General features: G+C 74.7%; 11 protein-coding genes. 6 read left to right on the top strand and 5 right to left on the bottom strand.

What is annotated here, in order from left to right; translation table 11 throughout:
- The first annotated feature begins 18 nt into the window (after positions 1-18).
- Positions 19-912, top strand: a complete 894-nt coding sequence (locus tag OTB16_RS08105; protein ID WP_267719277.1) for an IclR family transcriptional regulator — start codon at positions 19-21, stop codon at positions 910-912.
- Here OTB16_RS08105 and OTB16_RS08100 read toward each other — a convergent pair.
- Entirely contained in the window at positions 884-2959 is a 2076-nt protein-coding gene (locus OTB16_RS08100; RefSeq protein WP_267719276.1) for a tetratricopeptide repeat protein, read from the bottom strand. The genes OTB16_RS08105 and OTB16_RS08100 overlap by 29 nt on opposite strands.
- 266 nt (positions 2960-3225) lie before the next feature.
- Positions 3226-4017 (bottom strand): hypothetical protein, encoded by a 792-nt coding sequence (locus tag OTB16_RS08095; RefSeq protein WP_267719274.1) that lies wholly within the window; start codon positions 4015-4017, stop codon positions 3226-3228.
- Between OTB16_RS08095 and OTB16_RS08090 the strand changes: the two genes are divergently transcribed.
- Together OTB16_RS08090 and OTB16_RS08085 are read left to right on the top strand one after the other, a co-directional pair.
- Positions 4010-4636 carry a MerR family transcriptional regulator gene (locus OTB16_RS08090; RefSeq protein WP_267719273.1) on the top strand — a complete coding sequence of 209 codons (627 nt, stop codon included), beginning with the start codon at positions 4010-4012 and terminating at the stop codon, positions 4634-4636. The genes OTB16_RS08095 and OTB16_RS08090 overlap by 8 nt on opposite strands.
- A 102-nt stretch (positions 4637-4738) precedes the next feature.
- Positions 4739-6520: a sigma-70 family RNA polymerase sigma factor gene (locus OTB16_RS08085; protein ID WP_267719272.1), complete on the top strand. Its 1782-nt coding sequence runs from the start codon at positions 4739-4741 to the stop codon at positions 6518-6520.
- A 113-nt stretch (positions 6521-6633) separates the two neighbouring features.
- On the opposite strand, the gene gad is transcribed toward OTB16_RS08085, so the two are convergent.
- On the bottom strand, positions 6634-8025 hold the full coding sequence (gad, locus tag OTB16_RS08080; protein ID WP_267719270.1) for a glutamate decarboxylase: 1392 nt from the start codon (positions 8023-8025) through the stop codon (positions 6634-6636).
- 378 nt (positions 8026-8403) lie between these two features.
- Here gad and melC1 point away from each other — a divergent pair, with 378 nt between their 5' ends.
- Together melC1 and melC2 are read left to right on the top strand one after the other, a co-directional pair.
- Entirely contained in the window at positions 8404-8802 is a 399-nt protein-coding gene (melC1, locus tag OTB16_RS08075) for an apotyrosinase chaperone MelC1 (RefSeq protein WP_267719269.1), read from the top strand.
- On the top strand, positions 8799-9647 hold the full coding sequence (melC2, locus tag OTB16_RS08070) for a tyrosinase MelC2 (protein ID WP_267719268.1): 849 nt from the start codon (positions 8799-8801) through the stop codon (positions 9645-9647). The genes melC1 and melC2 overlap by 4 nt, the downstream gene beginning before the upstream one ends.
- Here the strand turns inward: melC2 and OTB16_RS08065 are convergent.
- Both OTB16_RS08065 and OTB16_RS08060 read right to left on the bottom strand, forming a co-directional pair.
- Positions 9602-10306, bottom strand: a complete 705-nt coding sequence (locus OTB16_RS08065) for a response regulator (protein ID WP_267719267.1) — start codon at positions 10304-10306, stop codon at positions 9602-9604. The two genes, melC2 and OTB16_RS08065, sit on opposite strands and share 46 nt — an antisense overlap.
- Positions 10303-12135 carry a sensor histidine kinase gene (locus OTB16_RS08060; RefSeq protein WP_267719265.1) on the bottom strand — a complete coding sequence of 611 codons (1833 nt, stop codon included), beginning with the start codon at positions 12133-12135 and terminating at the stop codon, positions 10303-10305. The genes OTB16_RS08065 and OTB16_RS08060 overlap by 4 nt, the downstream gene beginning before the upstream one ends.
- Positions 12136-12241: 106 nt before the next feature.
- On the opposite strand from OTB16_RS08060, the gene OTB16_RS08055 reads away from it, so the two are divergent.
- Positions 12242-13669 (top strand): cation:dicarboxylate symporter family transporter, encoded by a 1428-nt coding sequence (locus OTB16_RS08055; RefSeq protein ID WP_267719264.1) that lies wholly within the window; start codon positions 12242-12244, stop codon positions 13667-13669.
- Positions 13670-13765: the final 96 nt, after the last annotated feature.

Genomic DNA, 13765 nt, shown 5'->3' with positions numbered 1-13765 from the left:
CACAGGACGGGAGTTCTCGTGTCGACGAACGGCCCAACGAACGACTCAACGAACGACTCAACGAACGACCCGGCGGACGGTCTGGCGGACGGCACGGCGGACGACCCGACAGACGGCCCGGCGGACCAGCAGGCGGACGGCGCCGCCCCTGGCGGCGTGCGCGGCGGACGCACCTCCGCCGCCGGGTCGGCGCTGGAGAAGTCCCTCCGCGTCATGGAAGCGGTGGCGGCGCCCGGCGGGCCGCACCGGCTGGCCGACGTCATGGCGGCGGCCGCCGTGCCGAAGTCGAGCACCTTCCGCATCCTGGCCTCGCTGGTCGACCAGGGCTTCGTACGCCAGGACGCCGAGAGCCGGTACGGCGCGGGCCCGCGGCTGCGCGGGCTCTCCGCCCTGGTCGCCGGTGGGGAACCGGCGAGCATCGGACGCGTCCTCGGCGAACTCCAGCAGGCCACCGGCCAGACGGTGCACCTCGCCCTGCACAGCGGTGAGACCATCACCTACATCCAGAAGCTGGAGAGCGACCAGCCGTTCCGCACCGCCTCCCGGGTGGGCATGCGCATGCCGCTGCACACGACCGCGATCGGCAAGAGCATCCTGGCGCACCTGCCCGACGCGGAGGTTCGGGACCTGATCGCCGCCGCCGGCCTCCCGGCGCGCACTCCGCACACGCTGACCACCGCCCGGGAGCTGAGCGCGCAACTGGCGCGGGTCCGCGCCCGGGGCTTCGCGCTGGACGACGAGGAGAACGAACCCACGATCCGCTGCATCGGCGCGGCGGTGCTGCGTCCGGACGGCCGCCCGGTCGGCGGGGTCAGCGTCACCACCGTCACCTTCCTGGTCTCGCGCGAGGAGATCGAGGCGTACGCCCCGGCCCTGCGCGCCGCTACGGAGGCTCTGGCGCCGCTGCTGTGAGCCCGGCACGCAGTTCACGGGCGAGCCGCAGGTGGCGGTGGCCCGGTTCCAGGAACCGCCCCGCCTCCCCCACGACCCGCAACAGCAGCTCCGACGCCTCGCGCCGCCGCCCGTCGGCGATCAGCGCCCGCGCCCACTCCAACCGGGAGTGCACGACGTGCGGATGGTCGGAGCCGAGGACGCGGGCGCGGTCGGCGGTCAGGGCCGCCCAGGCCCGTACAGCCTCGGCGGTGCGCCCGGTACGGGCCGCCAACGCCGCCTGACCGGCTCGGACGGCCAGGGTGTGCGGGTCGTCGGGGCCGAGGTGCCCCTCCGTGTCCGCGAGGAGCGCGGCCCACTCCCGCCCGGCCCCGGCGGGTTCCGCCGGGCGGTACCAGATCAGGCCGCGCCGCACGGCCAGTACGCGGGGGTGGTCCGCGCCCAGCACGGGCAGCGCGTCGGCCAGCAGGCACGCCAACTGACTGGCCGCCGCGCGGGGGTCGCCCGCCTCGCCGGTGAAGAAGGCCAGCTGGTGGCGGGCGGCCAGGGTGTCCGGGTGGCCGGGGCCGAGCACGGCTCCGGCGTCGGCGGCGAGCAGCCCGAAACGTGCGGCGGCGGCGCCCGCGTGCCCGGCCTCCCCCGTGAAGAACGCCAGCTGGTGGCGGGCGGCCAGGGTGTCGGGGTGGCGGGGGCCGAGCCGCAGTTCGCGGCGGCGGGTGAGCGCGGCCAGGTCGGCGGCGGCCCGGCGCGGCCGGCCCGCGTCCCCGACCGCGAGCGCGAGGGGCAGCTCCGCCTCGGCCACCCCGCCCCGCCGGGCCGCGGTGAGGGCCCGGACCGCCCGGGCCGGCCGCCCCTCCTGACGGGCCACGAGTCCGAGGTCGTACGCGTCGCCGGGCCCGGCGCGGGCCAGCAGCCCCCGCCACAGGTGCTCGGGAACCGGCCCGAGGCCCGGCGCGTCGAGCAGGCAGCCGTCGGCCGTGTACCCGAGGACGTCGTTCCCGGCCAACAGGCCCCCCACGCCCGCACCGTGGACCGCCGCGCACGCCCACACCAGGGCCTCCCCGAAGGCCTCCCCGAAGCCCTGCCCCGTTGCGCCGCCGGAACCCCTGTCGAAGCCCTCCCCGGCCCCGGCCCCGGGTCCCGACCCCGTTGCTGGCCCCGGCTCCGCCCCCCGGCCGGCCCCCCGCGCCCCGCCGTCGCGCCCCGCCAGGTAGGCCGGGTACAGCGCCCGCAGCCATGCGCGGGCGACCGGGCGGCGCAGTCCCGCGCGTCGGCAGTCCACCGCCGCGGCGACCACGGCGGCGCCGGCCGGCTGCGCGCCCGGCGTCCAGCCGCCGGTCCACCGGGCCACCGACCGCTCCCCGCCCGCCAGGACTTCGGCGGGACCGCGGCCCTCCCCCGCCTCCAGGGCGGCTCCGATCCGCGGGTCGTCCCGGCGGGCGGCCGCCCGGCGGCGCTCCCGAGGAGACCAGGACCGGGCGACGGGGACGACGGCCGCGCGGCCGAGCAGCTCGCCCTCGGTCCGCCAGGCGCCCCGGTCGCAGCCGGTGAGACGGCTCGCCTCCCGGGCCTGGTGGCGCCGGTACTCCGCGGCCCTCATGGTGGCGACGACGACCGCCCCGCGCAGGCCGTCCAGGTGCGCGGCCGTGAGGCCTCCGGCCCCGAGGTGGTCGTCCAGGCCGTCCAGCCACAGCACCGCGCGGCGCCGGCGCGAGGCGACCCGTACCGCTTCGGGCAGCGCGGCTCGGGACAGCGGCCGGACGAACGCGTACCGGGGGTGGACGGCGCGCACCACCTCGTAGGCGAACCGGGTCGCACCGGCCCGGGCCTCCCCCACCACCAGCACGAACCGGGGGCCCGGCGCGGCGAGGGCGGCGCGCAGCAGGGCCTCGGCGTCGCGCGGCACGTACGCGGGCGGCCCGCCCGGCCCCTCGGCCGGGTGCACCCCGGCCCGCCCGGGCGTCACCTCCCGCAGGAGCGGGATCCGCCCGCCCGGGGTACGCCAGACGTCCGCGGCCCCGGGGGAGCCGCGGCGCGCGGACTCGCGCCCGTACCCGGGTGTGAACATGCGCGGTGTGGACAACCGCGGTGAGAACGACTCCGGTAACAGCCGTGTGGTCAAGAACGATGCCGGCATGCCGCCCCCCACACGTCCCGTTTCGTCCTATGGTTCCCCGTCAGTCCGTTCGACTACCCCAACGAACGCACCGAATCCGGCAGTTCCCCCCGGAACGGTCGGCCCCAAGCGACCGGCCCGAAGCGACCGGCCCCGAGCGGCGGCCCGGACCCGCGGCCCCGAGCGGCGGCCCGGACCGGTCACGACGGTGCCCGGGGTCAGCGGCCGGGAGCCCGCGCCCCTTCCGGGACCGCCTCGGCCGGAGCCCCGCGGCCGGTCCGAAGGACCAGGAGCACCCCCGCCGCCACCACGACGGCCAGTGCGGCCGCCGCCCCCAGCGTGAGGGCGTCCGGGGAGGTCAGCGCCTGGCCGCGGAGGGCCTGCCAGGCGGTGAGGGCCACCAGACCGGCGTACCCGGCCCCCGAGACAAGGATGAGGCGGACGCGGGCGTTGTCGCCGAGGGCCCAGCCGTAGCGGCCGGCCGCGAAGGCGAGGGCCAGTGCGAGCAGCGGCAGCGGCTGGAGCGCGTGCATGCCCACGAAGTGGGCGATCCGCAGGTCTCCTCCGGTCGCGGACCAGCCGGTGACGGGCAGGTGCGGGCCTCCGTCCGGCACGCCGACGCTGTGCGCGCCGACCGTGTCGGTGATCTGCCGCGCGAGCTGCGCGTCGGTCGGCGAGGTCATCAGGAAGCCGAGTGCCAGCCCGCCGAGTCCGATCACCGAGCCGAGCCGGATCGCCCAGGTGGCCGACCGGTCCACGAGCGGCCGACGCCACAGCGCCACCGCCAGCACGAGCGTGCCCAGCCACAGCACGACCACCGTCGTGCCCATCACGCTGAACAGAGCTTCGTCCAAGGGGGTTTCGTTGTCGAAGTGGCTGCGGCGCCCGCGGATCACCTGGCCTACGATCACGGCCATCTCGACGACGGCCGCCACCACGATCACCAGCCCGGTCCACCATCCGGTCCGCCGGCCGCGGGAGAGCAGGGAGTCGGGCGTTCCGGTGCCCACGATCAAGTTCTATCTGCGGGAAGGACTGCTGCCCGCAGGCGAGTTGAGCAGCCCCAATCAGGCGCACTACGGCGAACGGCACGTCCGGAGACTGAACTTGATCCGGGCCCTCACCGATGTCGGCGGCCTGCCGCTGGCCTCCGTAAGCAAGGTCGTGGAGGCCGTGGAGGACCTGGACCGGCCCGTGCACAAACTGCTGGGCTCGGCCGCCCGGACCGTGGACCCCGCGCCGGCGCCCGAACCCGGGCGCGAATCGGGTGACCGGGCACGGGCCCTGGTCGGGGAACTGATCGCCCGGCGCGGCTGGCAGGTACCCGGGGACCACGCCGCGGCGGTGTCCCTGGCCACGGCCCTGGCCGCCCTGCTGGAGGTCGGCCACGGGGACTACCTGGACTTCCTGGACGAGTTCGCGTCCGCGTCCGAGCAGATCGCCGAGGCCGACCTGGCGTTCGTGGCCCGCCGGCAGAGCCCGGAGGAGATGGTGGAGCGGGTGGTGATCGGCACCGTCCTGGGGGATGCGATGCTGGCCTGCCTGCGGCGGCTCGCCCAGTCGGACGCGTCGGCCCGGCGCTACCCGCGGCCGGACGGCCCGGAGGCGGGCCGGACGGCTTCGCGATAGATGTTCAGGAAAAGCGTTCGGGAAAAGTGTTATCGAGGCCCATCTCGACGGTCTCCCAGGTATCGGGCATCATCGACCGCCGGTACGGACAGGGAACATCACATGAGTACTCAGCACACGGCAGCGCTGGTGGCAGCGGCCCGCGCGGGCGATCCCCGCGCTCAGGACGAGCTCGTCAGCACCCACCTGCCGCTCGTCTACAACATCGTCGGGCGGGCCCTGAACGGCTCCTGCGACGTGGACGACGTGGTGCAGGACACGATGCTCCGGGCGCTCGACGGGCTGGGCGGCCTGCGTGCGGACGACAGCTTCCGCTCCTGGCTGGTCGCCATCGCGATGAACCGTGTACGGGCGTTCTGGCAGGCCCGCCAGAACGGTCTCGGCGCGAGCGGTCTGGAAGCCACCGAGGACGTCGCCGACCCCGGGGCCGACTTCGTGGACCTGACCGTCGCCCGCCTCAACCTGGCGGGCCAGCGCCGGGAGACGGCCCGCGCCACCCGGTGGCTGGAGCCGGACGACCGGGCACTGCTGTCACTGTGGTGGCTGGAGTGCGCCGGTGAGCTGACCCGGGCCGAGGTGGCCACCGCGCTGGAGCTGCCCCCGCAGCACACGGGGGTGCGGGTGCAGCGGATGAAGGCCCAGCTGGAGGCGGCCCGGGTGGTCGAGCGGGCCCTGGACGCGCAGCCGCCGTGCGAGGGGCTCCGGCAGGTGACCGCGGGCTGGGACGGCGCGCCCTCCGCGCTGTGGCGCAAGCGAATAGCCCGTCATGCCCGGGAATGCGTACGATGCTCCGGCTTGTGGAGCGGCCTGGTTCCGGCGGAGGGCCTGCTGGCCGGACTGTCCCTCGTACCGGTCTCGGCGGCCCTGCTGGCAGGGATGCGCACGGCCGGCGCGGCCGGCTTCGACCCCGCGGGCGCCGCCTTCGCCGACGGCTCCGGGGCGGACTTCACCCACGGCTCCGGGACGGACTCGGCCCAGGGCTCCGGGGCGGAGTTCGCGAACGCCGCCAGCCAGCTCACCCCCACCGTGTCCGGCCCCGGCCGGGCGGCCCGGCGCCGCTCGGGCGGCCAGGGCGTACCGGGTGCCGGCGGGCACGCGGGGGGTGCGGCGGCGGGCCACGCCTCCCGCGGGGCGCTGCGCAAGCGCCGGCGCAGCCGCCGCCGGGTGATCGGCGGCGCCGTGATCGCCGCCTGCGTCGCGGGCGGCGGGCTGGCGTACCTCGGCACGCTCCCCGGCTCCGGCAAGCCCGAGGCGGGCGGCAGCACGTCCCCGGCACCGCTGGCCGCGCTCTCGGCCACCGACCCCGGCGCGCCGCTCCCCAGCGCGTCGGCCTCCCCCTCGCCCTCACAGTCCCCCTCCCCGTCACCGTCCGCCTCGGCGTCGGCCTCCGCGTCGGCGTCGCCCTCCACCGCCCCGAGCCCGAGCGCGAGCCCGACGCCGCAGAAGAGCCGCTCCAGCGCCCCCGCTCCGAAGCCCTCGGCCCCGGCGCCCGCACCGGCTCCGCCGGGTGTCGCGGGCCAGGTCGTCGCACTGGTCAACAAGGAGCGCGCCACGGCGGGCTGCGGTCCGCTGAAGGATGACGCGCAGCTGCGCGCGGCCGCCCAGGGACACTCCGAGGACATGGCGAAGCGGGACTTCTTCTCGCACACCAGCCCCGACGGCGCGGACCCCGGCAAGCGGACGACCGCGGCCGGGTACCGCTGGTCGACGTACGGGGAGAACATCGCCAAGGGCCAGCAGACGGCGCAGTCGGTGATGGAGTCCTGGATGAACAGCTCGGGGCACCGCGCGAACATCCTCAACTGCGCCTTCAAGGACATCGGCGTCGGCGTCCACCAGGGTGCGGGCGGCCCCTGGTGGACGCAGAACTTCGGGGCCCGCTGAGCGGCCCCGGGACCTCGACGGCCCACGATCCGGGCGGCGCCGAGGGCGATCCGACAACGCGGCGAGCGTCCGTGCCAGGCGCCGCGCGGCAGGAACGAGTGTGACGGCACCCCCTAGTGGTGGAAGCCCGACCGCGGCACCGTGGCCGGGACCGGCGGCGGCGAGGCCGTCAGGTGCTCCACGGCCCGGCGGAGGTCCTCGACCAGCAGGGCGATCTGGTCGCGCGTCACGCCGTGCCGGACGAGGACGCGCTGGATGACCGTGTCCTCGCGGTCGGCCGGCAGCGGGTACGAGGGCACCTGCCAGCCCCGCATCCGCAGCCGGTCGGAGAGGTCGTAGAGGCTGAACCCGGCCGCGGCCGGGTCGGTGAGGGTGTAGGAGACCGCGGGAAGGGCGCCCTCGCCGTCGTACAGGAGGGTGAAGGGGCCCATCGCGGCCACCTCGCCGGCCAGGTACTGGGCGGTCTCGGCGCAGGCCTGCTGGACGCGGCGGTAGCCGCCCCGGCCGAGGCGCAGGAAGAGGTAGTACTGGGCGATGATCTCGCCGCCGGGGCGGGAGAAGTTGAGGGCGAAGGTCGGCATGTCGCCGCCGAGGTAGTCGACATCGAAGACGAGGTCCGCGGGGAGCAGGTCCGCGGTGCGCCAGACGATCCAGCCGACCCCGAGGGGCGCGAGCCCGTACTTGTGGCCGGAGGTGTTCACGGAGGCGACGCGCGGCAGCCGGAAGTCCCACACCACGTCGGGGTGGAGGAACGGCGCGACGAAGCCGCCGCTGGCACCGTCGACGTGGATCGGAACGTCCCATCCGTGCTCGGCCTGGATCCGGTCGAGTTCGGCGGAGAGCTCGGCGACCGGCTCGTAGTCGCAGGTGTAGGTGACGCCGAGGATGGCGACGACGCCGATGGTGTTCTCGTCGACGTGCGCGGCGAGCTGGTGCGGCCGCAGGCCGGTGGCGCCCTCCTCGAGGGGGACCTGGCGCAACTCGACGTCGAAGTACCGGGCGAACTTCTCCCAGCAGATCTGTACCGGCCCGCAGACCAGGTTCGGCCGGTCGGAGGGCAGCCCCTGGGCCCGGCGGCGCTCGCGCCAGCGCCATTTGAGGGCGAGGCCGCCGAGCATGGCGGCCTCACTGGAGCCGGTGGTGGAGCAGCCGGCCGCGGTGGTGCCCGCCGGGGCGTTCCACAGGTCGGCCAGCATGTTGACGCAGCGGGACTCGATCTCGGCGGTCTGCGGGTACTCGTCCTTGTCGATCATGTTCTTGTCGAGGCATTCGTTCATCAGGCGGTGCACGCCGTCGTCCGACCACGTGGTGCAGAAGGTGGCCAGGTTCTGGGCGGCGTTGCCGTCGAGGAGCAGCTCGTTGTGGAGGAGTTCGTAGACGACCTCGGTGGGCGAGTGGTCGTCGGGCATCCGGTACTTCGGGAGGATCTGGCCGCTGAGGGCGGACGTGAACACGTCCGCATCGGCGTCGGGGCCACGTACGTCCTTCGTCTCATGGAGAGCCATATCGGGACTATAAGGGAATGCGGCGCATACCACCCTGAAGCCCTCCCGGGGACCTTCGCGCTGGAACGCGGGCGAGGCCCCGGGGTGGGCCGCCGCGCCCGTACGGCGTCCCGCGGACCCCGCGACGCATGACCCGCGGGGCCCGCGGGTGTTTCGCCGCATGGCTTCCGGCCGACTCTGCGGTGTGACCCCTCCCATAGAGTCCCGTAACCGCCGCAGAACTTACTGTCCAGTAGTGTTACCCGCGTAGATCTTCCCGTCCGAGCCGCCGGAGCCGGTACGGACGGGAAGATCATCCAATTAGTTCTACCGGCAACGTATCCACACATGTCTGGATACAGGCCAAGCGTGCCCACTGCACTGATACCTCTTCGCTCCATGAACACGATCACCCGCCGGCAGGCTCTGGGAACCTCTGCCGGTGTACTCACCGCACTCGGCCTCGCCGCTGCCGCCACAAGCGCGAGCGCGAGCGCCACCCCCGCCCCGTCCACACCCACCGACGCGGGCACGGTCGACGAGGTCTACAAGGGCCGCCGCATCCAGATCACCCCGGGCGGGGGCGGCCACCACGGCGGCCACCACTCCCCCGGCCAGCCCACCGTCCGAATAGACGGCCGCGAACTGCACGTGATGCGGAACGCCGACGGGACCTGGATCAGCGTCATCAACCACTACGAGACCTTCGCCGATCCGACCTCGCTGGCCCGCGCCGCCGTGCGCGAGCTCCAGGGCGCCACCCTCGCCCCGTTCGCACCGATGGGAGGCGCGGCATGACCGTGCGCAAGAACCAGGCCGCGCTCACGCCCGAGGAGAAGCGCGCCTTCACCAACGCCCTGCTGGAGCTGAAGCGGACCGGCCGCTACGACCGGTTCGTCACCACCCACAACGGCTTCATCATGAGCGACACCGACGCGGGCGACCGGGTGGGGCACCGCTCCCCGTCCTTCCTTCCCTGGCACCGCCGCTTTCTTCTCGAGTTCGAGGCGGCGCTGCAGGCGGTGGACGCGACGGTGGCGCTCCCGTACTGGGACTGGACCGCGGACCGCACCTCCCGCTCCTCCCTCTGGGCCGCCGACTTCCTCGGCGGAACCGGCCGCGCCCGCGACGGCCAGGTCCTCGACGGACCATTCGCGTACGCGACGGGCAAGTGGAACGTGAACGTGCGCGTGGACGGGCGCTCGTACCTGCGCCGTGCCCTCGGCGAGGGCGTCGCCCAGCTGCCGTCCAAGGCCGAGGTCGACGCCGTGCTGGCCATGCCGGTGTACGACGCGGCGCCCTGGAACAGCTCGTCGAGCGGCTTCCGCAACAACCTGGAGGGCTGGCGCGGCGCCAACCTGCACAACCGGGTCCACGTATGGGTCGGCGGCCAGATGGGCACCGGCGTCTCGCCGAACGACCCGGTGTTCTGGATGCACCACGCCTACGTGGACAAGCTGTGGGCCGACTGGCAGGCCCGCCACCCGCAGTCCACCTACCTGCCCGCGGCCGGCACGGCGAACGTCGTGGACCTGCGCGACACTATGCGGCCGTGGAACGACGTGACCCCGGCCGACCTGCTGGACCACCGGAAGTTCTACACGTTCGACACCGAGCCCGCCGCGGCCGCCAGCCAGCGGTAGTGCAGTTCGGGGCGGCCGACCTGGCCGTACCGGGGGGTGCGGTCCGCGCGGCCGCTGTCCACCAGGTGCTCCAGGTAGCGGCGGGCGGTGATCCGGGAGATCCCGGCCGCCTCGGCCGCCCCTGCCGCGGTCAGCCCCTCGGGCGCCGCCCGCAGCAGGGCGGCGACCCGGTCCAGGGTGGGCGCGCTCAGCCCCTTGGGCAGCTCGGCGGGGCGGGGCGCGCGCAGGGCCGCCATGGCCCGGTCCACGTCGTCCTGCCCGGCCGCCTCGCCCGCCGTTGCGCGGAACTCGGCGTAGCGCAGCAGCCGTTCGCGCAGCGTCGGGAAGGCGAAGGGCTTGAGCACGTACTGGACCACGCCGAGGGAGACGCTCTCACGGACCACGGCCAGGTCCCGTGCGGAGGTCACGACGATCACGTCGACGGGGTGTCCGGCGGCGCGCAGCCCGCGCGCGAAGCGCAGGCCGTGCCCGTCGGGCAGGGTCAGGTCGAGCAGGAGCAGGTCGACGCGGGTCCGGTCCAGGACCCGGGTGGCCTCGGCGAGCGAGTGCACGGCGCCGACGGCGGTGAACCCGGGCACCCGGCCTACGTAGAGCGCGTGCGCGTCGGCGGCCACCAGGTCGTCCTCCACGACCAGCACCCGCACGTCCCCGCCCGTCACGCCGGGCCCCCTTCGGACCGCGCGGTCCCGGACTCCGGCCGCGCGGTCCCGGATCCCGTCCCCGCGGTTCCGGACTCCGTCCCCGCGGTGCCGGGATCCCGCCCGGCTGCCCGGCTCACCCGCGCGCCCGGGGCCTCGCGGAGCGGCCCGGCGGCCTGCTCGGGCACCCGGACTACCGTCTGCCCGGGCACCCGACCGGCGGCCCGGCGCTCCCCCGCCGGGTCGCCCCCGGCCTCCGGCGCCGAACCCGCCGGCGGCAGGCGTACGGTGAACTCCGCGCCGCCGCCCGGACCCTGCGCCGCGGTGACCTCGCCGCCGTAGCGGTCGGCCACCTGCCGGACCAGCGCGAGGCCGAGGCCGCGCCCCTCACCCTTGCCCGACCAGCCGCGGCGGAACACGTCCACCCCCTCCGGGAGCCCGGGGCCGTTGTCCGCGACCCGCAGGAGCAGTTCGCCGCCCGCCGGACGCAGCGTCACCGCGATCCGCGCCGCCGGTACGCCCGCGACGGCGTCGACGGCGTTGTCGATCAGGTTGCCCAGGACCGTGACGAGGTCGCGGGCCGGCGGCAGTCCGCCGCCCGCGGCGAGCCTGCGGCTGTCCGGGGTGACGACGAGTTCCACGCCCCGTTCGTGGGCCTGGGCGGCCTTGCCGAGCAGCAGCGCCACCAGGACCGGTTCGCCGACCGCGGTGATCACCTCGTCGGTGAGCGCCTGCGCCAGCTCCAGTTCGGCGGTGGCGAACTCCACCGCCTCCCGCTCGCGGCCGAGTTCGATCAGGGAGACCACCGTGTGCAGCCGGTTGGCGGCCTCGTGCGCCTGGGAGCGCAGGGCCTGGGTGAAGCCGCGTTCGTGGTCCAGCTCGCCGGTCAGCGACTGGAGCTCGGTGTGGTCGCGCAGCGTGATCACGGTGCCGCGGCGGCCGCCGCCCGCGACGGGCGAGCTGTTGACGACGAGCACCCGGTCGGCGGTCAGGTGCACCTCGTCCACCCGCGGCCGGTCCGCCAGCAGGGCCCCGGTGAGCGGCGCGGGCAGCCCCAGGTCGGCGAGGGACGCCCCGCGGATCCCGCTGCCCAGGCCGAGCAGTTCGCGCCCGGCGTCGTTGATGAGGGTGATCCTGCGCTGGCCGTCGAGCATGAGCAGCCCCTCGCGGACCCCGTGCAGGGCCGCCTGGTGGTAGTCGTACATCCGGCTCAGCTCGGCCGCGTTCATCCCGTGGGTGTGGCGGCGCAGGCGGGCGTTGACCACGTACGTGCCCATGCCGCCGAGGGCGAGCGCGGCGGCGGCGACCCAGGCGAGGGCGGCGAGCTGCTCGGCGAGCCGGTCGCTGATCGCCCGGACCGTGATGCCGGCGCTGACCATGCCGATGACCCGGCCGTCGTCGTCGAGCGGGGTGACCACGCGGATGGAGGGGCCCAGGGTGCCCGTGTAGGTCTCGCTGAAGGACTCGCCGCGCAGGGCGGGGGCGGTGTTGCCGAGGAAGGGCTCGCCGATCCGGCGCGGGTCGGGGTGGGTCCAGCGCCGGCCGTCGGGAGCCATGATCGTGACGAAGTCGACCCCGGAGTCGACCCGGACCCGCTCCGCGTAGGGCTGGAGCCGGGCGGAGGGGTCGGCGCCGCGTACGGCCTCCCGTACGGCCTCGCGTACGGACGGGGAGTCCGCGACCGCGTGGGCCACGGCTCCGGCCTGGCGGCGGGCGGCTTCCTCGGCCTGGCCGCGGGCGGTCGCGTACGCGAAGACGGCGCAGCCGGCGACGACCACGGCGACCAGCAGCACCTGCATGGCGAAGAGCTGGCCGGCGAGGCTGCGCGGAGGCCGGGGCAAACGGAACATGACGCTCAGTGTGCACCCGGCCGTGAACTCAATGAACGCAAGGGTGACCGGGGTCACAGCGGCGCGCGATGGTCCTCCCGGGACGTAATCACCACCAGGAGGCATCGTGGCCGCCAGGCGCGACAGAACGCACTATCTCTACATCGCGGTGATCGCCGCGGTACTGCTCGGCATCGCCGTCGGCTTCGCCGCACCCGGTGTGGCCGTGGAGCTCAAGCCGCTGGGCACCGGCTTCGTCAACCTCATCAAGATGATGATCTCGCCGGTGATCTTCTGCACGATCGTGCTGGGCATCGGATCGGTCCGCAAGGCCGCCAAGGTCGGGGCGGTGGGCGGGCTCGCCCTCGGCTACTTCATGGTGATGTCCACCGTGGCCCTCGCCATCGGCCTGCTGGTCGGCAATCTGCTGGAGCCGGGCAGCGGCCTGCACCTGACCGAGGCCGCGCGCAGCGCGGGCGAGGCGCAGGCCAAGGCGGGCGGGGCGCAGAGCACTCCGGAGTTCCTGCTCGGGATGATCCCGACGACGATGGTGTCCGCGTTCACCGGCGGCGAGGTGCTCCAGACGCTGCTGGTGGCGCTGCTGACCGGATTCGCGCTCCAGGCCATGGGCGCCGCGGGCGAACCGGTGCTGCGCGGGATCGGACACGTGCAGAAGCTGGTGTTCCGGGTGCTGGCGATGATCATGTGGGTCGCCCCGGTGGGCGCCTTCGGGGCCATCGCGGCGGTGGTCGGGGCCACCGGCATGGACGCGCTGAAATCGCTGGCCGTCATCATGATCGGCTTCTACACGACCTGCCTGCTCTTCGTCTTCGTCGTCCTGGGCACGCTGCTGCGGGTGTGCACCGGGGTCAGTGTGTTCGCGCTGCTGCGCTACCTGGGCCGGGAGTTCCTGCTGATCCTCTCGACCTCCTCCTCGGAGTCGGCGCTGCCCCGGCTGATCGCGAAGATGGAGCACCTGGGGGTGTCGCGCCCGGTCACCGGGATCACGGTGCCGACCGGGTACTCCTTCAACCTGGACGGGACCGCGATCTACCTCACGATGTCCTCCCTGTTCGTCGCGGAGGCCATGGGCAAGCCCCTCGCCCTCGGCGAGCAGATCTCCCTGCTGCTGTTCATGATCATCGCCTCCAAGGGGGCGGCCGGGGTGACCGGCGCCGGGCTGGCCACCCTCGCCGGCGGCCTCCAGTCGCACCGGCCGGAACTGGTGGACGGGGTCGGGCTGATCGTCGGCATCGACCGGTTCATGAGCGAGGCCCGGGCCCTGACGAACTTCGCGGGCAACGCGGTGGCGACGGTGCTCATCGGAACGTGGACGAAGGAGTTCGACCACACGCGCGCCGGCGAAGTCCTCGCGGGCCGGTTGCCTTTCGACGAGAGCACCCTGCTCGACGACCCGCACGGCGGCGACTTCGGCGAGGCCGGCGCCCCGGGCCGTGGCGCCGGGAAGGACACCGGGAAGGACACCGGTGAGGGCGCCGGGAAGGATGCCGTACCGGTGCAGTCGTACGGCGACAAGGACGGCGTCCCGGCCTGACCGGAACGCCCGCGCGGGAAGGCCGGGCCGGGCTCGCCCCCACGGTGCCCAGCCCGGCCGGACCCGGCACAGACCACACATCTCACCCATACTCGG

Source organism: Streptomyces antarcticus (genome assembly GCF_026627255.1).
Lineage (GTDB): Bacteria > Actinomycetota > Actinomycetes > Streptomycetales > Streptomycetaceae > Streptomyces > Streptomyces antarcticus.
The sequence above is the reverse complement of the archived record's forward strand: the minus strand, read 5'-3'. Positions and strand labels throughout refer to the sequence as shown.